Annotated in this window: 19 protein-coding genes; 12 read left to right on the top strand and 7 right to left on the bottom strand. The window is 64.9% G+C overall.

All coding sequences use genetic code 11. The features are described 5' to 3' along the window. Positions 1–81: 81 nt before the first annotated feature. Together ACFDR6_RS02210 and ACFDR6_RS02205 are read left to right on the top strand one after the other, a co-directional pair. Positions 82–1050 (top strand): NAD(P)H-dependent flavin oxidoreductase, encoded by a 969-nt coding sequence (locus ACFDR6_RS02210; protein WP_212087581.1) that lies wholly within the window; start codon positions 82–84, stop codon positions 1048–1050. 80 nt (positions 1051–1130) lie between these two features. Then, on the top strand, positions 1131–1904 hold the full coding sequence (locus tag ACFDR6_RS02205) for a thioesterase family protein (protein WP_375857209.1): 774 nt from the start codon (positions 1131–1133) through the stop codon (positions 1902–1904). A gap of 340 nt (positions 1905–2244) precedes the next feature. Here the strand turns inward: ACFDR6_RS02205 and ACFDR6_RS02200 are convergent, their stop codons facing one another. After that, positions 2245–3807: an AMP-binding protein gene (locus ACFDR6_RS02200; protein WP_375857208.1), complete on the bottom strand. Its 1563-nt coding sequence runs from the start codon at positions 3805–3807 to the stop codon at positions 2245–2247. Between the two features lie 123 nt (positions 3808–3930). Here ACFDR6_RS02200 and ACFDR6_RS02195 point away from each other — a divergent pair, with 123 nt between their 5' ends. The 4 genes from ACFDR6_RS02195 to ACFDR6_RS02180 all read left to right on the top strand — a co-directional run bounded on the left by ACFDR6_RS02195 (position 3931) and on the right by ACFDR6_RS02180 (position 6961). Next, the gene (locus ACFDR6_RS02195; RefSeq protein WP_375857207.1) at positions 3931–4905 is read left to right on the top strand and encodes an NAD(P)H-dependent flavin oxidoreductase; all 975 of its coding nucleotides are present in this window, start codon (positions 3931–3933) and stop codon (positions 4903–4905) included. Positions 4906–5042: 137 nt separating this feature from the next. After that, the gene (locus ACFDR6_RS02190; RefSeq protein ID WP_212087590.1) at positions 5043–5291 is read left to right on the top strand and encodes a hypothetical protein; all 249 of its coding nucleotides are present in this window, start codon (positions 5043–5045) and stop codon (positions 5289–5291) included. Positions 5292–5428: 137 nt separating this feature from the next. Further along, positions 5429–6142, top strand: a complete 714-nt coding sequence (locus ACFDR6_RS02185; RefSeq protein ID WP_212087592.1) for a hypothetical protein — start codon at positions 5429–5431, stop codon at positions 6140–6142. An 84-nt stretch (positions 6143–6226) separates the two neighbouring features. Beyond that, the gene (locus ACFDR6_RS02180; protein WP_375857206.1) at positions 6227–6961 is read left to right on the top strand and encodes a hypothetical protein; all 735 of its coding nucleotides are present in this window, start codon (positions 6227–6229) and stop codon (positions 6959–6961) included. A gap of 60 nt (positions 6962–7021) precedes the next feature. Here the strand turns inward: ACFDR6_RS02180 and ACFDR6_RS02175 are convergent, their stop codons facing one another. Then, a complete protein-coding gene (locus tag ACFDR6_RS02175) occupies positions 7022–8581 on the bottom strand; it encodes a winged helix-turn-helix domain-containing protein (RefSeq protein ID WP_375857205.1) in 1560 nt (519 codons plus the stop codon). A gap of 467 nt (positions 8582–9048) precedes the next feature. Here ACFDR6_RS02175 and pcaB point away from each other — a divergent pair, with 467 nt between their 5' ends. The 3 genes from pcaB to ACFDR6_RS02160 all read left to right on the top strand — a co-directional run bounded on the left by pcaB (position 9049) and on the right by ACFDR6_RS02160 (position 12627). Then, positions 9049–10410: a 3-carboxy-cis,cis-muconate cycloisomerase gene (gene pcaB / locus ACFDR6_RS02170; protein ID WP_212087598.1), complete on the top strand. Its 1362-nt coding sequence runs from the start codon at positions 9049–9051 to the stop codon at positions 10408–10410. A gap of 113 nt (positions 10411–10523) precedes the next feature. Beyond that, entirely contained in the window at positions 10524–11780 is a 1257-nt protein-coding gene (locus ACFDR6_RS02165; protein WP_375857204.1) for an aminopeptidase, read from the top strand. 391 nt (positions 11781–12171) lie between these two features. Next, complete coding sequence (locus ACFDR6_RS02160) at positions 12172–12627, top strand: cupin domain-containing protein (protein ID WP_061850604.1); 456 nt, start codon at positions 12172–12174, stop codon at positions 12625–12627. Between the two features lie 82 nt (positions 12628–12709). On the opposite strand, the gene ACFDR6_RS02155 is transcribed toward ACFDR6_RS02160, so the two are convergent. The 5 genes from ACFDR6_RS02155 to ACFDR6_RS02135 form a co-directional block, all read right to left on the bottom strand. Then, positions 12710–13762 carry an amidohydrolase family protein gene (locus tag ACFDR6_RS02155; RefSeq protein ID WP_375857901.1) on the bottom strand — a complete coding sequence of 351 codons (1053 nt, stop codon included), beginning with the start codon at positions 13760–13762 and terminating at the stop codon, positions 12710–12712. 112 nt (positions 13763–13874) lie between these two features. Beyond that, positions 13875–14396, bottom strand: coding sequence for a hypothetical protein (locus tag ACFDR6_RS02150; protein ID WP_375857203.1), 522 nt, complete (start codon positions 14394–14396; stop codon positions 13875–13877). 64 nt (positions 14397–14460) lie between these two features. Further along, a complete protein-coding gene (locus ACFDR6_RS02145; protein ID WP_375857202.1) occupies positions 14461–15273 on the bottom strand; it encodes an MBL fold metallo-hydrolase in 813 nt (270 codons plus the stop codon). 91 nt (positions 15274–15364) lie between these two features. Further along, complete coding sequence (locus ACFDR6_RS02140) at positions 15365–16894, bottom strand: permease (protein WP_375857201.1); 1530 nt, start codon at positions 16892–16894, stop codon at positions 15365–15367. After that, positions 16891–17640, bottom strand: coding sequence for an ABC transporter ATP-binding protein (locus tag ACFDR6_RS02135; protein WP_212089053.1), 750 nt, complete (start codon positions 17638–17640; stop codon positions 16891–16893). Before ACFDR6_RS02135 ends, ACFDR6_RS02140 begins: the two co-directional genes overlap by 4 nt. 275 nt (positions 17641–17915) lie before the next feature. Here ACFDR6_RS02135 and ACFDR6_RS02130 point away from each other — a divergent pair, with 275 nt between their 5' ends. Genes ACFDR6_RS02130 through ACFDR6_RS02120 form a run of 3 tightly spaced genes read left to right on the top strand, consistent with a single transcriptional unit; the run spans position 17916 to position 20703 of the window. Beyond that, a complete protein-coding gene (locus ACFDR6_RS02130) occupies positions 17916–18791 on the top strand; it encodes a branched-chain amino acid ABC transporter permease (RefSeq protein WP_212087603.1) in 876 nt (291 codons plus the stop codon). A 5-nt stretch (positions 18792–18796) separates the two neighbouring features. Then, entirely contained in the window at positions 18797–19948 is a 1152-nt protein-coding gene (locus ACFDR6_RS02125) for a branched-chain amino acid ABC transporter permease (protein ID WP_212087605.1), read from the top strand. Further along, positions 19945–20703 (top strand): ABC transporter ATP-binding protein, encoded by a 759-nt coding sequence (locus tag ACFDR6_RS02120; RefSeq protein ID WP_212087607.1) that lies wholly within the window; start codon positions 19945–19947, stop codon positions 20701–20703. Before ACFDR6_RS02125 ends, ACFDR6_RS02120 begins: the two co-directional genes overlap by 4 nt. Positions 20704–20706 lie beyond the last annotated feature (3 nt).

Genomic DNA, 20706 nt, shown 5'->3' with positions numbered 1-20706 from the left:
CAATACTTGACAGTGGAAAGATTGCCTTGTTGGTATGTTGCCCAACCTTCCATTGACCGGCCAACAGAGGATCGTTTCGCTATGTCCATGCCTGCCCTGTTCAAGGGACGCCTGTCGATCCCCGTGATCGGCTCGCCGCTCTTCATCATCTCGGTGCCCGATCTCGTGATCGCGCAGTGCAAGGCGGGGGTGGTCGGCTCGTTTCCGTCGCTGAATGCCCGGCCGCCGGAGCTGCTCGACGAATGGCTCGCGCGCATCACCGAAGAACTCGCGGCCTATGACCGCGCCCATCCCGACAAGCCGTCGGCGCCGTTCGCGGTCAACCAGATCGTGCACAAGTCGAACAACCGGCTCGACCACGACATGCAGCTCTGCGCCAAGTACAAGGTGCCGATGATCATCTCCTCGCTCGGCGCCCGCGAGGAGCTGAACCAGGCCGTGCACGGCTGGGGCGGCATCGTCTTCCACGACGTGATCAACCAGAAATTCGCGCACAAGGCGATCGAGAAGGGCGCTGACGGTCTGATCCTGGTCGCGGCCGGCGCCGGTGGCCATGCCGGCACGATCTCACCGCTGGCCTTCGTCGCCGAAACCCGCAAGTGGTTCGATGGTCCGATCGCGCTGTCAGGGGCGATCGGCAACGGCAAGGCGATCCGCGCCGCACGAATCCTCGGCGCCGACTTCGCCTATATCGGCTCGGCTTTCATCGCGACCAAGGAAGCCAATGCGGTCGAGAAGTACAAGGAGATGATCGCGGGCGCGACGGCCGACGACATCGTCTATTCCAACCTCTTCACTGGCGTGCACGGCAACTACCTGAAACCTTCGATCCTCGCTGCCGGCATGGATCCCGAGAATCTGCCGACCTCCGATCCCTCCAAGATGAATTTCGGCACCGACGCCTCCGGCGAGCGCGCCAAGCCGAAGGCCTGGAAGGAGATCTGGGGCTCGGGCCAGGGCATCGGCAGCATCGACGGCATCGTACCTGCCGCCGAACTGATCGCGCGTTTCAAGAAGGAATACGACGAAGCCATCGATCCGCCGTTGTAGTTCTCGTGTCCCGGACGCGCGGCAGCGTGTAACGCTGCTGCGCTGCGTCCGGGGAACGCCAGCCGAGGTATCGAACAGATATGCCCCCCGTCTACCGCGTCGACGGCAACAATGTCGTCAGCAGTCCGGATGCCGCCGGCCCCTGGGACCCGCGCATGCAGCACGGCTCGGCGCCCGCTTCGCTGGTGACATGGGCGGCCGAGCGCATTCCGACGCCTGTTGCGATGGACATCGCGCGCGTCACGATCGATCTCATGCGCCCGGTGCCGGTCGGGCCGCTCACGATCGCGACCGAAGTCTTGCGCGAGGGCCGCAAGATTCAGCTCTGCCAGATCAAGCTGCTCGCCGACGGCGTGCAGGTGGTCGGCGCCACCGTGCTCAAGATCAGGCGCCAGGCGCTGACGCTGCCCGATGGCGTCAAGGAGCTGCCGGTCACATTACCTTCGCCCGAGGATTCGCTGGTCGAGGAGAGTGCCGCCGTCACCAGCCCGTTCGTGCGATTGGTCTCGATGCGCGCCGCGCGCGGCCGCTTCGGTCAGGCCGGCGCCGGCGCGATCTGGTTTCGCGTCGACAATCCGCTGATCGAGGGCGAGGCGATCTCGCAGGCGATGCGCGCAGTGGTCGCCGCCGACTTTTCCAACGGCACCGCGTCGATGCTCGACTTCCGCGCCTGGACCTACATCAACGCCGATCTCACCGTGAGTTTTTCGCGCCAGCCGGTCGGCGAGTGGATCCTGCTCGACGGTGAGTCCTGGATCGGCGCTGACGGCGCCGGACTCGCAATGTCGCGCCTCGCCGACCGCCAGGGCTATTTCGGCCGCGCGGTGCAGAGCCTCGTGATCGAGAAGCGGTGAGCGTGACGGCGAGCGCCGCGATTGCTCTTTGGTCCGATTGAACGGCAGGCTTCCGCCGCCGCGGAAGGGATGCTTGGTCGTGTTCAGAGGCATCCTGCCTGTTCAGATTCCGTAGAAGATCTTGATCTCCCACAGCACCACGATGATAGCCGTGATCAACGCGATCGCGGCGACTGCACTTTCCAGGGAAGCGACTCTCATCCTACTCTCCGCTTCCCAGCCCCGTCAGCGGTCTAGGTGATTCCCCGATTCGCAGGCAATTGCGGGGGCATCGCCGCCAGGCACTCCGTCGCGCGCTGTGGTGTCGGCGCCACAACGACACCGTAGAATCCCGGGGGTTTTACCCCACCATCCGGTCCCTTCCGCTCCAGAAGCCCGCACGCAGCACCTTCTTGTCGACCTTGCCGACGCCGGTCATCGGGAGCTGGTTGACGAACTGGATCTGCTTGGGCGCATGTGCCGAGCCCTTTCGTGTCTTGACCAGGTTGATCAGTTCGTCCGGATCGGGCCGTGCGCCCTCGCGCGGCACGACGATGGCGGTGACGGCTTCGCCCCATTTCTCGTCGGGGATGCCGACGACCGCGACCATGGCGACATCGGCATGTTGCGACAGCACGTCCTCGACTTCGCGCGGGAAGATGTTGAAGCCGCCGGACACGATCATGTCCTTCTTGCGGTCGAGGATGAACATGTAGCCGCGCTCGTCCTTGCGCGCGATGTCGCCGGTGTGGACCCAGCCGTTCTTCAGCGTCTCGGCGGTGATGTCGGGCCGCTTCCAGTATTCGGCCATGACATGCGGGGCGCGCACGCAGATCTCACCGGCCTCGCCCGTCTTCACTTCCTGATCGTTATCGTCGAGGATCCTGACCTCGCAGGCCGCGATCGGGAAGCCGCAGGACAGGAACAGCTCGGGCGTCCTGGGATCGTGGTCCGCCTTGCGCAGCACCGAGACCGGATAGCATTCGGTCTGGCCGTAAAGCTGCGAGAACACCGGTCCGATGCGTTCGATGCCCTCGACGAGCCGGCTCGGCGACATCGCGGACGCTCCGTAGAGCACCAGATCGAGCGAGGACAGATCGGTCTTGTCAAGCGCAGGATGGTCGAGCAGCACGTAGATCATGGTCGGCACGAACAGCGTGAAGTCGATGCGCTCGCGCGCGATCGTGGCCAGCACGGCCTCGGGATCGAATCCCCTCAGCATGTGCACGGTGCCGCCGCGCATGAGGGTCGGCAGCACTTTCGTGCCGGCGACATGACTGATCGGGGCGACGGTGAGGTAGCGTGCCGCGTCGGGGATCTCGAAGTCGGCGAGGATCGCAGCGGCGGCCCCGGCATTCTCGCGGTGATAGCGCAACGCGCCCTTGGACTTGCCGGTGGTGCCGCCGGTGTAGTTCAGCGTGGAGAGATCGTCGAGGCTGGCAAGACACTGCGCGCTGGCGTGTCCCGCGCTCTCGATGGCCGCCAGCAGATCGACGCCGTAGCCGGCCGGCCCCATGGTGAAGACCGCCTTGAGCAGGCTCGCTTTCGCAGCGAGCTCGCCGCCGCGGTCGCGGAAGGCGGCTGCATCGACCACCAGCATCTCCGCCTCGGAATCCTCGAGCTGGAACAGCTGGTCCTCCAGCGATCCCAGCGGATGCAGCCAGGTGATGCAGAGCCGCGACAATTGCGCGGCGACGCCGGCGCACCAGGTATCGGCACGGTTCGCGGTGAGGAAGGCGACGCGCGCGCCCGCCTGCAATCCAAGCCGCATGAACACGCCCTGGATGCGTCCGATCAAATCGATGGTGCCTTGATAGCTCAGCGATCCCCCGGGCCATGCGAAAGCGGTGCGGCCGGGATAGCGCGACAGCGCCCGTAGCGTCTGCGCGCAAGTCGGGGACGATGCGTGGAGCGGATCGGACATATGTTTCCTCGTTGCTTGTCACCGGCTTCTGGCGTGCCAATGTTGCTGATGACGCTAGCACAGGGACCGCGGGATGAAACGACAAAGCCCGTGCTGCGAGGCAAGAGTGACAAGGAGAATTGGGTGGCATCCGATCGACTGCAACGCTTTCGCGATCGTCTCGCTCTGCCCTTGATCGCTGCGCCGATGTTCCTGGTGTCGGGCGTCGAGCTCATGGTCGCGGCCTGCCGCAACGGGGTCATCGGCAGCTTCCCGACCGTGAATTGCCGCAGCACGGACCAGCTCGATGCATGGCTCTCCGCGATCGAGACGCGGCTGCGCCAGCACGAAGACCAGACCGGCCGCAAGGCGGCGCCGCTCTGTCCGAACCTGATCGTGCACCGCTCCAATGCGCGGCTGGAGCAGGATCTCGCCGTGCTGCTGCGGCACAGACCCGAGGTCGTCATCACGTCGGTCGGCTCGCCCGCGCCCGTGTTGAAGCCGCTGCACGATGCCGGTGCGCTTGTGCTGGCCGATGTCGCTTCCATCCGCCATGCCGAACGCGCGGCGGAAGCAGGTGCCGACGGGCTGGTGCTGCTCACCGCGGGCGCCGGCGGCCAGACCGGCTGGCTCAACCCGTTCGCCTTCGTCCGCGCGGTCCGTGCATTCTACGACGGCGTCATCGTGCTCGCGGGCGGCATCAGCGACGGCCATTCGCTGCACGCGGCCGAAGTGCTCGGCTGCGATCTCGCCTATATGGGCACGAAGTTCATCGCGACGCGCGAGAGCATGGCGGACGACCGGCACAAGCGGATGCTGGTCGAGAGCAGCGCCGACGACGTCCTGCTCACTACCGCCTTTACCGGCCTGCAGACCAGTATGCTGAGGCCGTCGATCGTGGCCGCCGGGCTTGATCCCGACGATCTGCCGGCGCGCGGCGCGATCGACATCGCCGAGGATATCGATCTGGCCGCGCGCGAAAACCGGCCGAAGCGCTGGCGTGACATCTGGAGCGGCGGGCACTCCACCTCTGGTGTCACCGACGTGCTCCCTGTCGACGAGCTCGTTGCGCGGACGGGGGTCGAATATCGTGAGGCGAGGGCACGTCTCTCCCCGTAAGAATGCGGAAAGTCAGGGGCGCTCGTCCGATCACGGTTAATCCAGGGCGCGCTCGAAACGCCACGCTTAACGGCAGATTAACCAACGCCCGCCAAGAATCCCTCACGGCCGCCAATCAGGACCGAGAGGGACAGGCGATGGACTTCGATTATCTCAACACCAAGACGGCGGCTTCGCTGGACGAAATCCGCGTTCGCGTCGCTCATGCCCTGGCCCGCCACCCGCTGTGCCGCAACGTCCGTTTCGACATCGTCAGCGTCCCCCGCACCCGCCGGGGCGGTAACTGGACAGTGGCGCTGCAATCGGTCGAGCCGCGCGCGGTCTGGGAGGCCTCGGAGATCGTCGCCGACATCCAGGACGCCTACGAGCTGGCCGTAGCTGCTTGATTTACCAGGATTTTTACGGGGCTATGTCGCGGCAAACATACTGATTGTCGCAACGATGGCACACTCAAGCCTTAATTCGTGCCCTTTTCCCGGGCAACGTTAACAAACTCGTGAAGCGTCCGTTCCCGGAGAGACGTTTGTCCAAAGCCATCACCATCGTTGTGCTGACCTGTTTCCTCGTTCTGGGCGCCGCCACCACCGCCATCCTTGGCCGCGACAGCGTACCCAGCGTCAGCGAAGAGATGATCTCGCAGACCCCTCCGCCGAAGCCGCTCGCAGCCAACCGCGCCGCCAAGGCCGACCGTCTGGTTCCGACGCTGGCGCTGGCTTCGGCCGCGTATGAGCCGGTCCAGGTGCCCGCCGACAGGCTTGCCCAGGCTCCCGTGCTGACCGAGCCGTTGCGCCAGGCCTTCGCTGCCGCCACGCCGTCGGACTTTCCGATGCCGAAACCAAGCGCGCATGAGGCGCCCGCCGCAGCGGAGGTTCCCGCCGTCGAAGTCCCGGCCAAGCCGAAGGTTGTGGCGAAGCCGCAGCCGCAGAAAAACTATTCGCTGCTCTCCGACGCACAGATCGCGGGGATCAGGGATCGTCTGAAGCTGTCCTCGTCGCAGGAATATTACTGGCCTTCGGTCGAGACCGCGCTGAGAAACGTCGTCCGCAAGATCTCGGCCAACAGGCTCTCCAATCCGCACGCGCCACCTAGCGCGCAGATCGATCCGAATTGCGATGAGGTCCAGCAGTTGAAGTCGGCAGCAATGCCCCTGCTGTTCCAGCTGCGTGACGATCAGAAGGAAGAAGTGCGTAAGCTGGCCCGCCTCATCGGGCTTGAAAAGGTCGCGCAGCAGATCTGACGCGGGTTCCTTTCGGAACCGCTCTCGCATCAGGAACATCTGGCAATCAACGTGCGTTGCTCGCCCCAAAGAGGGAGTGGATCAATGCGCGCCTCGACCGCCTATTTCGTCGGTGCCGGAACCATTGTTGCAGCGATTGCTATCGGCCTCGGCGGCGGCATCGTTGCCGGCAACATCATGAATCCGGTCACGTCCAAACGGGGCCCGGACACCAGCAAGATGGCGCAGCGTGCCGAATCCGCCGGCGCGACGGCGGCGACAAACGCGCCTTCGGCAAACGCAGCTTCGGAACGCGTCAATTACCTCACCGGTTCGCAAGCCTTCGGCACGATCATGGCCGCGCCGGCGCAAGCCGAAGCCAAGCCTGAGACCACCAAGCCTGAGACCACCAAGCCTGAAGCCGCAAAGCCTGACACGCAGCCTGCTCAGGCGAACGCCGAGCCGCCGGCACCGCCGCCTTCACAAGCGGCCGCCGTCGAGCCGCCGAAGGAACAGGCCAAGCCAGCAATCGGCTCCTCCTCGAAGGCCGCTAAATCCACCGAGCAGCAGGCCTCGGCCGATCCGACGTCCTCACCCGAGAATGCCTATGCCAAGGCCAGGGAGTCGGAAGTGAAGCGTGCGGCGTCCGAGCGGCGCCGGATGGAGCGCCGTGACCGCTGGGCCGAGCGCCGCTACTACGATTCCCGCGAGCAGCGCGGCCGTCCCGATTGGGACGACGTTGCCCGCAACGTCCGCGAAGATTCCGAGGCGCGCGATTACGCCGGCCGGCCGCGCAGCAGCTTCCCGCAGATCAGGCTGTTCGGGCCCGACGACGATTAGCGGCTGGCCCGGGATCGCGGCCGCAATGGTGGAAGGTGCGCCGTCACGATCGCGCCGCCGTCATTTCAGTCCCGCGCGCCGCAATCCCTCGAGATAATGCGCACGATCCTCGTCCCGCAGCATCGGCAGCTCGCGCGTGATCCAGGCGAGCGAGACCGCGGGTTGCGCGCGGCGCAGGCCATCGAGCGCGGAAGCCGCGAGCGCCGTATCGCCTGACATCCCGGCGGCGGCGGTCAGCACGCGATGCGCCCCGACGAAATCGCCGCGTTGCCGCAGCGACTCCCGCGCCATCTGCACGGCCCCCCCGTAGTCGCGGCCGACGAACCGGGCATAGGCCGCAATCCCGCAATAGATCGCCGCGAGCGGGTCGCGCGGGCTGAGCCGCAGCGCGCGGCGCGCAGCAGCATCGCCATCCTGCCATCGTCCGGCATAACAAAGCGTCACGCCATAGAATGCGTGCGCCATTGCAAAATTCGGATTGAGCTGCAGCGCCAGTTCGAACTCCGCCAGCGCGTCGTCGAAGCGGCGGCGGAACAGATAGGTGTAGGCGAGGCCGTGATGGGCAAAGGCATCCTCGCGATCGGCCTCCACCGCCGCGAGCGCCGCGCGTTCGGCGATCGGCACCGTCGCGGCCATGTCGGCCCAGCCCATATGCGCACCGAAGATATGGCTCGTCGCGAGCAGGCCCAGCGCCTTGCCATAGGCCGGATCGATCGCGATGGCTTTTTCGAGCAGCTCTTGCGCGGCGGCATTGTCCTCGCGCGTGCTGCGCCAATGATGCGACAAGGCGCGCATCACGAGGTCCCAGGCGTCCAGGCTGCCCGGCGGCTTCTGCTGGGCGCGAAAGTTTTCGGCGGCATAGAGCTGAGGCTCGATCGCGGCGACGATCGCCTCGGTGATTTCGTCCTGCACGGCGAAGATGTCGGCGAGCTCACGATCATAGCGCTCGGCCCAGAGATGGCTGCCGGTCGAGACGTCGTTGAGCTGGGCCGAGATGCGCACGCGATCGCCGCTCCGCCGCACGCTGCCTTCGACCACGTAGCGTACCCCGAGCTCGCGCGCCACCTCGCGGATGTGCACGGCGCGACCCTTGTAGACGAAGGAGGAGTTCCGCGCGACAACGAAGAACCAGCGCAGCTTCGACAGCGCGGTAATGATATCTTCGCTGATGCCGTCGGAAAAATAATCCTGCTCGGCCTCGCCGCTCATGTTGGTGAAGGGCAGCACGGCGATCGCGGGCCGCTCGGGAAGCGCGAGTGCCGCCCGCGACGCCCATGCGGTGCGGCCGTGCTCCGGGGCGAGCTCGCCCCCCTTGGCCTCGACGTCGCCGACGAAACGAAAACCCTTGCGGGCGATGGTGCGGATCAGCGCCTGACTCGCGCCACTGTCGCCGATCGCCTTGCGCGCGGCGTTGATCCGGCTGGTCAGGGTGGATTCGGAGACGCTGCGGCCGTGCCAGATCTTGTCGATCAATTCGTCCTTGCTGACCACCCGGTCGCGGTTCTGCATGAGGTGGACGACGAGATCGAAAACCTGCGGCTCCACGGCAACGGGAACCTGCTCGCGGCTCAGCTCGCGCAGGTCGGTATCGAGAAGATGGTCCCTGAACAGAAACTGCACGTCGAAAACTCAGGCTTCGTTACGAAATCGGACAGGCAGAATGACAAAAAGTGAAAAATTGGGTTGAAAACTGTGAGTCTGCCGAAGGTCATGATTGGTTCACCGCCATCGAAAGATGGCTGTCATGTCGTTTTCGGGGCGCGAATATAATCGCGGCCAGAATGTTGCGGGCCGATTGCCAATGGGATCATGTTCGCTCATCCAGCTCCGTCATCCTGAGGCGCCCGGAGCCTTGCGGCGCAATTGCGCCGCTGGGCGGAGGCCTCGAAGGATGGACGGCTCGGCTCCAGCGCGGCCGCTCGTCCTTCCGGGCTCACCACGAGACGCGTTGCATCCCATGTGAGAGCGTGAGGTGTCGTCATAATGCCGTCGCGCGGCAGATGTGGTGATCGGCGAATGTCCTTTGCCGAGCTGCGCCGACTGCGTAAGCTGTCGCGCACACCAACATCAACCACGAAGAAACGCCCATGCCCGCCTTTGCCGCTTCCACCACCGTGCTCGATTCCATGCTGTTCCGCGACGCCTTCGGCACGCCGGAGATGCGGGAGGTGTTCTCCGATCTTGCGCTGGTGGCGCGCTATGCCGAGGTCGAGGTGGCGCTGGCCAAGGCGGAGGCGAAATGTGGCGTGATCCCGCAGCAGGCTGCCGATCAGATCGCTGCGCGGACTGACGTTGCCGCGCTCGATTTCGAGCTGTTGCGGCAGGAGACCGACATCGTCGGCTATCCGATCCTCCCGCTGGTGCACCAGATGGTGAAACAATGCGGCGAGGCCGGCCGCTACGTGCATTGGGGCGCGACCACGCAGGACATCATGGATACCGCCGTGGTGCTGCAGCTCCGCGCCGCGCTGGAGATCGTCGCGCGCGACATCGACGAGCTTCGCCGCGTCCTGGCGAGCCTCTCGAAACGCCATCGCGACACGCCGATGGCGGGCCGCACCCATCTCCAGCAGGCGCTGCCGGTGACCTTCGGCTACAAGACTGCAATCTGGCTCGCCATGTTCGATCGCCATGCCGAGCGGCTGGCGCAGCTGAAGCCGCGCGTCCTGGTCGGCCAGTTCGCCGGTGCCGCGGGCACGCTGGCCTCGCTGGGCGACAAGGGCTTCGAGGTGCAGGAGGCGCTCTGCGCCGAGCTGAAGCTCGGCGTTCCCGCCTCGACCTGGCACGTCGCGCGCGACGGCTTTGCCGAGGCCGTGAACTTCCTCGCGCTCGTCACCGGCTCGCTCGGCAAGATCGCGCTCGACATCATGATCATGGCCTCGACCGAGTTCGCCGAAGTCTACGAGCCTTTCGTCAAGGGACGCGGCGCCTCCTCGACCATGCCGCAGAAGCGCAACCCGATCTCGTCGGAACTGATGCTGGCGGCCTCCAAGGCGGTACGCCAGCACGCCGGCCTGATGCTCGATGCCATGGTGCAGGATTTCGAGCGCGCCACGGGTCCCTGGCACGCCGAATGGATGGCGATCCCCGAGAGCTTCGTGCTGACCGCCGGCGCGCTGCACCAGGCGAAGTTTGCGCTCGCAGGTCTCATCGTCGATGAGGCGAAGATGAACGACAATCTCGCCATCAGCCGTGGCCTGATCGTGGCCGAAGCGGTCATGATGGGGCTCGCGCCGCAACTCGGCCGGCAAGAGGCACATGACGTGGTCTATGACGCCTGCCGTCGGGCCAACGACGAGGGAATGAGCCTGGCCGATGCGCTGTCAGGGGACACGCGGATCACGAGCCGCATCGATCGCGCCACAATCGAGGCGCTCACCTCACCGAAAAATTACCTCGGGCTTGCGCCTGCCATGGTTGACCGGGTGCTGAAATCGGCAACGCGTTGAAAACCAAAATGCGCGAAACTGCGTATCTTCTCGACGTCGCAAGGTGCTCGCGTACTTGCGCCCCACGATGCTAGACTTAGATTGAACGAGAGATTTTCGGCAGAGGGACTCGCATGACTGATCACCGCAATTCCGCTACCACCATCGATCCCGCCAAACTCGACCGGCTGGCCGAGGTGGCGGTGAAGGTGGGCCTGGGCTTGCGGCCGGGGCAGGATCTTCTTTTGACCGCGCCTGCGATCGCGCTGCCGCTGGTGCGGCGGATCGCGGTGCATGCTTACAAGGCCGGCGCCGGCATTGTGACGCCGATCCTGTCGGACGAGGAGATGACGCTGGCGCGCTACCGCCATGGCCACGACAGCAGTTTCGATCGTGCCGCCGGCTGGCTGTACGAGGGCATGGCCAAGGCGTTCTCGGACAACACCGCGCGGCTCGCAATCGTCGGCGACAATCCGATGCTGTTGTCCGGCGAGGATCCGTCGAAAGTGGCGCGCGCCAGCAAGGCCAATTCGATGGCCTATCAGCCCGCACTGGAAAAGATCGTCAATTTCGACACCAACTGGAACATCATCGCCTATCCAAGCCCGTCCTGGGCCAGGCAGGTGTTTCCCAATGACCCCGAGGACGTCGCGATCGGCAAGCTCGCCGATGCGATCTTCGCGGCCTCGCGCGTCGACCGCGAGGACGCGATGGGCAATTGGGCGAGCCACAATGCGGTGCTGCGCGAGCGTACCAACTGGCTGAATGGCCAGCGTTTCCGCGCACTGCAGTATTCGGGGCCGGGGACCGACCTGACCATCGGCCTTGCCGACGGCCACGAATGGGAGGGCGGCGCCTCGCTGTCCAAGAACGGCATCAGCTGCAACGCCAACATCCCGACCGAAGAGGTGTTCACCACGCCGCATTGCCGCCGGGTCTACGGCCATGTCGTGAGCTCGAAGCCGCTGTCCTACCAGGGCACGCTGATCGACAACATCGCCGTGCGCTTCGAGGACGGCAAGATCGTGGATGCGAAGGCCTCGCGCGGCGCGGAAGTGCTGAACAAGGTGCTCGACACCGACGAGGGCGCACGCCGTCTCGGCGAAGTGGCTCTGGTGCCGCATTCATCGCCGATCTCGCAAAGCGGGTTGTTGTTCTACAACACGCTGTTCGACGAGAATGCGGCGTCTCACATCGCGCTCGGCCAGTGCTATTCGAAATGCTTCGTCAACGGCGCGCAGCTCACCCCGCAGCAGATCGCGGCGCAAGGCGGCAACCAGAGCCTGATCCATATCGACTGGATGATCGGTTCGGCCGAGACGGATATCGACGGCATTTTGCCCGATGGCAGCAAGGTGCCGGTATTCCGCAAGGGCGAGTGGGCGAAGTAGCGCGCGTACCTTTCTTCTGGGAGACGTGAGCGCCGCGCGACATATTCTCTGTGGTCGATTCTCCGGCCATAGTTGTTGCGCCGTTCCTTGAAGAGGTCCCGTCCTCATCCGGGCAGCGTTGAGCGCGCGACCGGAGCGACTAGCAGAGGCTCGAGCGTCGAGGCATAGGCATCGTCCGTGCCTTCGCGCATTTTGTCGCACCCGGGAAGACGACCGGGGCATGTCCGCGGATTTGCAAGGGAATTGCGACGTTAACCGTGAGCACGTTTCGCATCCGGCTGATTCTCGAAGTCGATGTAAGAAAGAATTAAAAACGGATGACTAGCGTCCCAATATCTTTCGAAACAATCCCGGCCCGGATCGGCCGCAAATATCATTTCCGAGGAAGCAAATGTCGCGCGCATTGATTGAAGTCGGTAGTTGCAATGTGGATCTCGAGCTGCGGCCGATCGAGCCGTCCTGGGTCATCGAGGGTAATCCGGTATCGCGCTCACGCGTCCTGTCGACCAGCGCCGACGGCACGGCCCAGACCATCATCTGGCAGTGCACCGAAGGACGTTTCAACTGGTACTACGATATCGACGAGACGATCATGATCATGGAAGGTTCGATCGTGCTCGAAAGCGACGGCATGCCGCCGAAGCGCTATGGCCCCGGCGATGTCATCTTCTTCCGCGACGGCGCGCATGCCAAATGGCATGTCGAAGGCCACGTCAAGAAGATCGCCTTCTGCCGCAAGACCAATCCCGTGATGATCGGTTTCCTGATCCGCGTCGTCAACAAGCTCAAGAAGATTTTCGCTTTCGGCGGCGAGCGCCGTCCGGCCTCGCTGATGGGTGCCGGCTAGAGTTCGCAATCAGGTTTCAAGGACGCTTCCCAGCGGCTACGACGGAAGAGGGGTCGGGATTACATCCCGGCCCCTCTTCTCGTCATGACGGCAATTCAAGCCGATAGACGTCGATCGCGGTCTGCGAGAACAGCGCTGTCTTCTCGGCCTCGCTCAGGGGCGATGCGATGTGCTTGAAGGCGTTGAAGATCACCTGGTAGCTGCACTGGCCCTTGTCCGGCGGGAAATTGCTTTCGAACATCGCGCGCTTGGGTCCGAACGCCTCGATGCAGGTTTCGATATAGGGTCGCCAGGCCGCGGCAAGCTCCTCGGATGACGGCGGCCTCTCGCGCAGATGGAAGTCGTAGCCGAGCAGGCACATGGCGAGCCCGCCGAGCTTCACCACCACGTTCTCGCATTTTGCGATTTCCCGGATCGAGGCGCGCCATTGCGGAAACACCTCCTCGCGCCGTCCTGCAAAGCGGCCGATACCGGCGGGGCCGCCGCAATGGTCAAGCACGATCCTGGTATCGGGGAAGGCGCGGGCCAGTTCAGTCAGTTCGCCGATCTGCGGGTGGAACAGCCAGGCATCGAAGCTAAGGTTCAGCGGCGCGAGGCAAGCAAAGCCTCGGCGGAAGGCTGGGTCCTGCAACAGGCCTTTCTGCCTGTTGGCGTACATGCCGGCGACGACGGGGTCCTGGTCCCAGGCCGAGGAATGCCTGATGCCGCGGAAGCGGCCGTTGCCGGCCGCGATCTCGGCTTCCAGCACCCCCTTGGCGGCGTCGCCGAGCAACAGATTGGCGTGGCTGACGATGCCGGCACAGATCGCCGCTTTGCCGTAAGCGCCGCTCGCGCTCATCGCGGCGACGCCGTTGGCGAACTCGACCTCGCCGACCGGCCGGAACGCCTCCGGCCCATGCGCGCGGTACATCGAGCGGCAGTCGACATAGACCGTGGCGATGACGTTGTGGCCGCTCGCGATGTCCGCGGCCATCTCCTCGATCAGATAACGGTGCCCGCGATTCCAGAGATGGTGATGGGGATCGACGATCGGCCGCGCCGGATCGATGATCTCCTCCTGGTGCAGCGCGAGCCAGTCCTCGCGCGGCTCGACGAACAGCCCGCTCGTGTTGGCGGGCACTCCGCTTGCAGCCATCGGCATTCGCTCCCTCCTTGTTCTTGTGGCGGGAGCCTAGCACTTCATCTCGACGCGCAGCAGCGCGCGCTATGCAACCGCGCCTATCGTCGTGAGCACAGCCGGGTCGTCGTCAGCCCTTGCGCCGCCTCGCTCTCACAGCCACCGTGAGCCGCCAGTCCGCAGCCGCGGCAGGCTTGACCTCGCCAAGCCAATGGAAGGAATCGCCGGTGATCTCGGTGAAGCTCCAGCGCGTCAATTCGCCCGCCTCGGTCGTGCCTTCCTGCACGATGTCATCGCCGCGCGGACGGCCGATCTGCTGGCGGAACAAGCTCCGGCCGGGGTCGAACCAGGAAATCCGCCATCCCGCGATGGTCGGGTCATATACTCGAAACGTCGTGCCGTACCAATTGCCGGCGATCGGAAATTCCGGCGCGCCTGCAAGCCGGGGGATGATCCAGACGTCCTGCACGGCGCGGCCCTGCAGCACCCAGCCGAAATGGATCTCGCCTGGCGCGGTATGCCTCGTTCCATCGGAGCCGTAAGCGGTGATCTCGGCATCCCAGTCCCCGACGAAGCGGCCGTAAAGTTGGAGCGCCGCCTCATGCTCGAGGTTTGGTCCGTCCGCGTGCAACAATCTTGCAAAGTCGGTCATGTCGATCTCCTGTTGCGAGGAGACCAGCACGACCGGCCGCAGACGACTTGGAGAAAATTGCGCCTCAGACCCCGTCGAGGATGATCACCGTCGGCTTCGACGGCAGTCCATCCCGCGACATCCGGAACGAGCGTTCGGTACGGCGGTCGATCTCGAAGTCCTGGCCGATCCGGCGCATGAAATCGTCGAGCGGCGTGGCGAAGCGGTGCATCGGCAGCACCACGGAGGAGCGCAGGCGCTTGGTGATCTCGGAGATGCCTCCTAGCGACATGGTATAGGTGCCGTCGATCGGCACCATCACGATGTCGAGCCGTCCGATCTGGGCGAAATGGCTGTCGTCGAGCTTGTGGTGGAGATGGCCGAGATGGCCGATGCAGAGGCCGGCGACCTCGAAGATGAAGATCGAATTGCCGTCGCGGATCATGTCGGCGCCGGCATCATCACCGAAATAGCGGCGGATGTCGGTCGTGACGTTGCGGATGATGGTGTCTCCGACGCGGGTCGACACGATCGCGGGCTTGCCGTCCTCGCTCCAGCCATGCAGCACATGGGGAATACGCCTGTCCGGGAACAAGGTGTAGTGCGTGCTGTGGGCGCGGTTCATGGTGACGACGTCGGGCAGCCGGCCGACCTGATAGGCGCCGCTATAGTCGGTGGCGATACGCAAGCCGGCGGGCGTGTCGATGTAGTAGGTCGAATGGCCGGCGTAAGTGATCTCGACCTCGGCGGAGCCGGCGGCCTGCCGGAACGCGACCGGTATGGCCCGCGGCGCGGCATTGGCCATCGCCAGGCACTCGCTGCGCTGCGGTTGCTGGGCGAGAGCAGGGGTGAGGAATGCACCGAACAGAGCCAGAGCCGCCGAAACCAGTCGCCGCATGTATCCGTCCCCGATGACTTCACGGCGAAGTCTAACGTGCAATGCAGCGCCTCGCCAATGGGCTGGGATCAACAGCGCGTCAGTGTCGCACCTATTGCTCGCGTCTTGGGCGGAGCTTCCAGGTGATCGCAACGAGGCTCGCGGTGATCAGGCCGCTGATGAGGCCCGCGATGGGGAGCGCAAGCAGCAGCGCGGCGGTCGCGGCCCAGCCGATCGAGGAGAAGGCTTCGGCGAAGGTCGCGAGCCGCGACGAGGTCTGGCGACGGCGGAATTGGCTGCGCCGTGCCTGCACCCGGAACCAGAGCTGGATCGCGGTTGCCGAAGCCGCACTGACGATGATCGCGCCGGCACTGATCGCGGCCTGGTAGGGCGAGGCGAAAGCGAGTGCCGCGACCAGTGGGCAGAAGATGACGGCGATGGCGATCAGTACCACCTCGATTTTGGCGCGGGTGACGCTCGACGGTGTCAGCGGCGCGGTCGCGACCAGGTCGGGGGCGTCCTCGCCCGAGATCGTCAGCCAGGCGAGCCCGCCGGCAAGCTGTCCGGCCGCCATCACGATGACGGGCGTGATCAGCGTCAGCGCCGCTGAGCTGTCGGCAAAGTTGCGCCAAAGCAGCAGCGCCGGCGGCACCAGATAGAGCAGTTGCATCAATGTCTGCGAGATCAGCCAGGGATCCCGCCAGAGCAGCGAGAATTCCTTGCGCCGCAGCGCCTGTTGCCGCGACCCGCGGCGGAACGGACGCTCCCTGGTGCGCTTGCTGCCGGAGGTGCCGTAGGCTGCGGCATCGATCGCCGTGTCGGCAAAGCGGTGCGAGAAGATCGCCATGACGCTTCCGAGCAGCACCAAAGCGAGCGCGAGGAGCAGCAGCAGCGCTTCGCTGTCGCCCATCACGGCCCGCGCCGGCCACCACCAGATGCTGTCGACATCGGGGGCATGAGCGGCCAGGCTGCCCGAGGTCAGGATGGTGATGCGCGACAGCGTGCCGTAGGACATGATCGCGGCGACCTGGAGCGCGATCACGAATCCGGCGCCGATGACCGCGGCGAGGATCTGGGCAATGAGGCGCGTCCGCGCCGGGCCGATCAGACGGAACAGCAGGATGGTGACGGCGATCGCGATCGCCGCGGCCGACAGGCCCATGGCGACGACCACCCCGAATGTCGCGAGCCAGCGTGCCCCGCCGCCGATCACGAGCACGTCGATGAAGGGCGTCGAGAACAGCAGCGCCATCGCGGTGACGGTCAGCGCGATCGCGGCGATGCGGACCGAGAACAGATTGGCCAGCCTCGCCGGCGAGGACATGATCAGGTCGAGATCGGCGCGGGCGTAGAACACCCGTGTCACGGATTCGATCGCCTGCGACAGCATCAAGGTCCAGGCGAGAAAAATCGTCGCCGAGATCACGATCAGCGAGGCCTTGTCGAGCGGCAATTGCAGATCGGCGAAGCGGCCGATCACCGCCCAGGCCGGCAGGTGCAGCAGCGCGGCGAAGCAGATCAGGCCGATGATGGCGGCGCGCGTCCGCTTGCGTCGTCCGCTGGTCATCATGGCGAGCCATTCGCGCCAGGCGAGCCGCAGCTCGTGGCGGGCAAACCAAGAGAGCGCGGTTGCCGAGCTCATGCGGCTTCCGGAAGCGTCACCAGCGCGATGAAGAGATCCTCCAGGCTGGTGTCGGCGTGGCCGTTCTGCTGGCGCAGCTCGGTCAGCGTGCCCTGGGCGACGAGGCGGCCCGAGGCGATCACGCCGATGCGGTCGGCCATCCGCTCGGCCACCTCGAGAATATGCGTGGTCATGATCACGGTGCAGCCGGCGCGGACGCGCTCGCCGAGAAGACCCTTCACGTGGCGGGCAGAGACGGCATCGAGCCCCGTCAGCGGCTCGTCGAGGATGATGAGGCGGGGATCGTGGACCAGCGCGCCGGCCAGCGCCACCTTTTGGCGCATGCCCTTGGAAAAGCCCTCGCAGCGCTCGTGCCGGTGCGGCGCGAGGCCGAGCGAGGTGAGGAGTTCCTGCGCGACCGGCTCCGAGGCCGATGGTGCGATGCCCCAGAGGCCGGCGACGAATTCGAGATATTCGAGCGGGGTCAGCTTGTCGTAGATCATCGGCTCGTCGGAGACCCACGCCATCACCTGCTTGGCCGCGACGGGGTCCTGGAGCGCATCGACGCCGAAGATCGAGACCGAGCCGGCATCGGGGCGCAGCAGGCCCGCAACCATGCGCAGCGTCGTGGTCTTGCCGGCGCCGTTGGGCCCCACCAGCGCATAGAATTCGCCGGCGTGGATGGTGAGATCGAGGCCGTCGACCGCCAGACGGTCAAAACGCTTCGTTAACCCCAGCACTTCCAGCGCCGAGCTATCCGGCTTCATGACGGCCATACCATGCGGTTCTGCATCGCCCGCGACCATGACTCGAAGATGTTTCGGCACCGTGAATCGCGCTGCCGCAAATTCCGTGCTCCGGATTGGACTAAAGGCAAGTCACCCCGGCAAGTCACCGTTTGTTGACAGCGCAGGACGGTTCAGGCTGAATTGGTTCCGGACAAATGGCGCTGACGCGGCGAAACGACTGCGTAGCGACTGGACACAAGATGCGGCAGGGCGGTCGAGAAGAACCGCCCGTTGTATCGGGAGGACGCGCGTCAATGCTGGATTTCGTTCAGCAGCTGGTCAGCGGTGTTGCGCTCGGCTGCGTTTACGGCCTGATCGCGCTCGGCTTCGTGCTCGTCTACAAGGCCACCGAGGTCGTCAATTTCGCCCAGGGCGATCTGATGATGCTCGGCGGCTTCTTCGCCTTCACCTTCATCGGCATGATGGGCCTGAACTACTGGCTCGGCTTTGCCGGTGCGGTGGCCGCAATGGCGCTGTTCGGCATGGTGGCGGAGCGCGTGGTGGTACGGCCGATCCTCGGCTATCCCCAGTTCTCGATCATCATGGCGACCATCGGCCTCGGCTATTTCCTGCGCTCGATCGCCGGCATGATATGGGGCACCGATGATCTGAAGATCGAGACACCGTTCAGCCAGGGCGTGCTGCGGATCGGATCGCTGGTGCTCGCCTACGACAAGCTGTCGGTGATCGCGGCGACGATGATCCTGTGCACGCTGCTCTATCTCTTCTTCAACAAGACCACGCTCGGCACTGCGATGCGCGCCAGTTCCGAGAACATGCTCGCTGCCTACTACATGGGCATCCCGGTCAAGCGCGTGGTGTCGATCGTCTGGGCGATCAGCGCGGCGGTCGCGACCTGCGCCGGCGTGCTGCTGGCGCCGATCACCTTCATCCACTCCAATGTTGGCCTCGTGCTCGGCCTGAAGGCGTTTCCCGCCGCGGTCCTCGGCGGCTTCGGCTCGATCCCGGGGGCGGTGGTCGGCGGCGTCCTGATCGGCGTGATCGAGAGCATGGCGGGCTTCTACCTGCCCGAGGGCTGGAAGGACGTCGCGCCGTACCTCGTGCTGCTCGCGGTGCTGCTCCTGAAGCCGGAAGGTCTGTTCGGCCATCACGTCCGCAAGAAGGTCTGAACGCCATGCGCTTCCTGTTCAAGACCGACTATGAAGACGACATCAAGCTGTTCCCGCATTCGGGCTACATCGTCACCTACGGCATCCTGCTCACGCTGCTGCTGATCGCACCCTTTGTGCTCTCCAGCTATCTAATGAGCCAGCTCGTCTTCGTCTGCATCTATGCGACCGTCGGCGTCGCGCTGCTGATCCTGACCGGCTTTACCGGCCAGGCCTCGCTCGGCCACGCCGCGTTCCTCGCGATCGGCGCTTACACTGCCGCATATCTCCAGAAATACAATGTTCCGTTCCCGGTCTACTTCCTCGCCGCCGGCGCGTTGGCCGGCCTGATCGGAGCGATGGTCGGCTTTCCGGCGCTGCGCCTGACCGGCATCTATCTCGTCATCGCCACCATCTCCTTTGCCCTGATCGTCGAGGAGATTCTGGCGCGCTGGGAGAGCGTCACTCACGGCAATGAGGGCATGCGGGTCAAGACGCTGTCGCTGCTCGGCGTCGCGGTGCCGCGCGACAGCCCGGCCTTCTATTTCCTCTGCCTCGCCGTGCTGGTGCTGACCATCGTCGGTACGCTCAATCTGCTGCGCTCGCCGACAGGCCGGGCCTTCGTTGCGATCCGCGACTCCGAGACGGCGGCGCGCAGCATGGGCGTCAACGTCGCGCTCTACAAGGTGAAGTCCTTTGCGATCTCGGCGGCAATCACCGGCTTTGCCGGCGTGCTGTTCGCCCACAAGCTCTCCTTCATCTCGCCGGAGATGTTCACGCTCCAGCTCTCGATCGAGTTCATCATCGTGATCCTGATCGGCGGCACCTTCAGCCTGCACGGCGCGGTGCTGGGCGCGATCTTCATCGTGATGATCGATCCGTTCCTGACCTACCTGAAGGACGACATGCCCGGCATCATCGCCGGCATCGCCGCCGCGTTCGGCGCGGGCGCGGCGACCGCGGCCAACATCCAGTCGAGCGTCGCGGCCTTCGCCTCGCTCAACGGCCTGAAGGGCGCGATCTACGGCATCATCATCGTGCTTTTCGTGTTGTTCGAGCCGCTCGGGCTCTACGGCCGCTGGCTCAAGATCAAGCTCTTCTTCCAGCTGTTCCCGCTCTACAAGCGCGCCACCTTCAAGCGGCAGAAGATCTACGTGAAGTCGGAGCGGAACCGATGAGCTATTTTCGCGCCGAGAATCTGTCGCTGCATTTCGGGGGCCTCAAGGCCGTCGATGCGGTGTCCTTTGCGGTCGAGAAGGGCGAGATCCTGTCGATCATCGGGCCGAACGGCGCCGGCAAGAGCTCGATCTTCAACCTGATCTCGCGGATCTACCGGCCGACCTCTGGCCGCATCTTCTTCGAGGACCAGGACATCACGGAGGAGCCACCCTACGACATCGCGAAGCTCGGCATCGCCCGGACCTTCCAGAACATCGAGCTGTTCGAGAATGCGACCGTGCTCGCCAACCTCCTGGTCGGCCGCCATCGGCATTCGACCACGCAGCTCTGGCAGGAATTCCTGTTCCTGCCGAGCGTGCGGGCCAACGAAAAGGTGCACCGCCGCCGGGTCGAGCAGGTCATCGAACTCCTCGATCTCGAGCCCTATCGCGACAAGTTGATCTCCGGCCTGCCGTACGGCGTGCGCAAGGTGATCGAGCTGGCGCGCGCACTGTGCTCGGAGCCGAAGCTGATCCTGCTCGACGAGCCGTCGTCCGGCCTCAATGTTGAGGAGACCGACGACATGTCGTTCTGGATCCGCGACTTGAAGAACGAGCTCGGCATCACCGTGCTGATGGTCGAGCACGACATGTCGCTGGTCAACCGCGTCTCCGACCGCGTCATCGCGCTGAACTACGGAAGGGTGCTGGCGATGGGATCGCCCGCAGAGGTTCAGCAGCATCCCGATGTCGTCGCCGCCTATCTGGGAGCCTGATGT

Source organism: Bradyrhizobium tunisiense (genome assembly GCF_042263385.1).
GTDB classification, from domain to species: domain Bacteria; phylum Pseudomonadota; class Alphaproteobacteria; order Rhizobiales; family Xanthobacteraceae; genus Bradyrhizobium; species Bradyrhizobium tunisiense.
The sequence above is the reverse complement of the archived record's forward strand: the minus strand, read 5'-3'. Positions and strand labels throughout refer to the sequence as shown.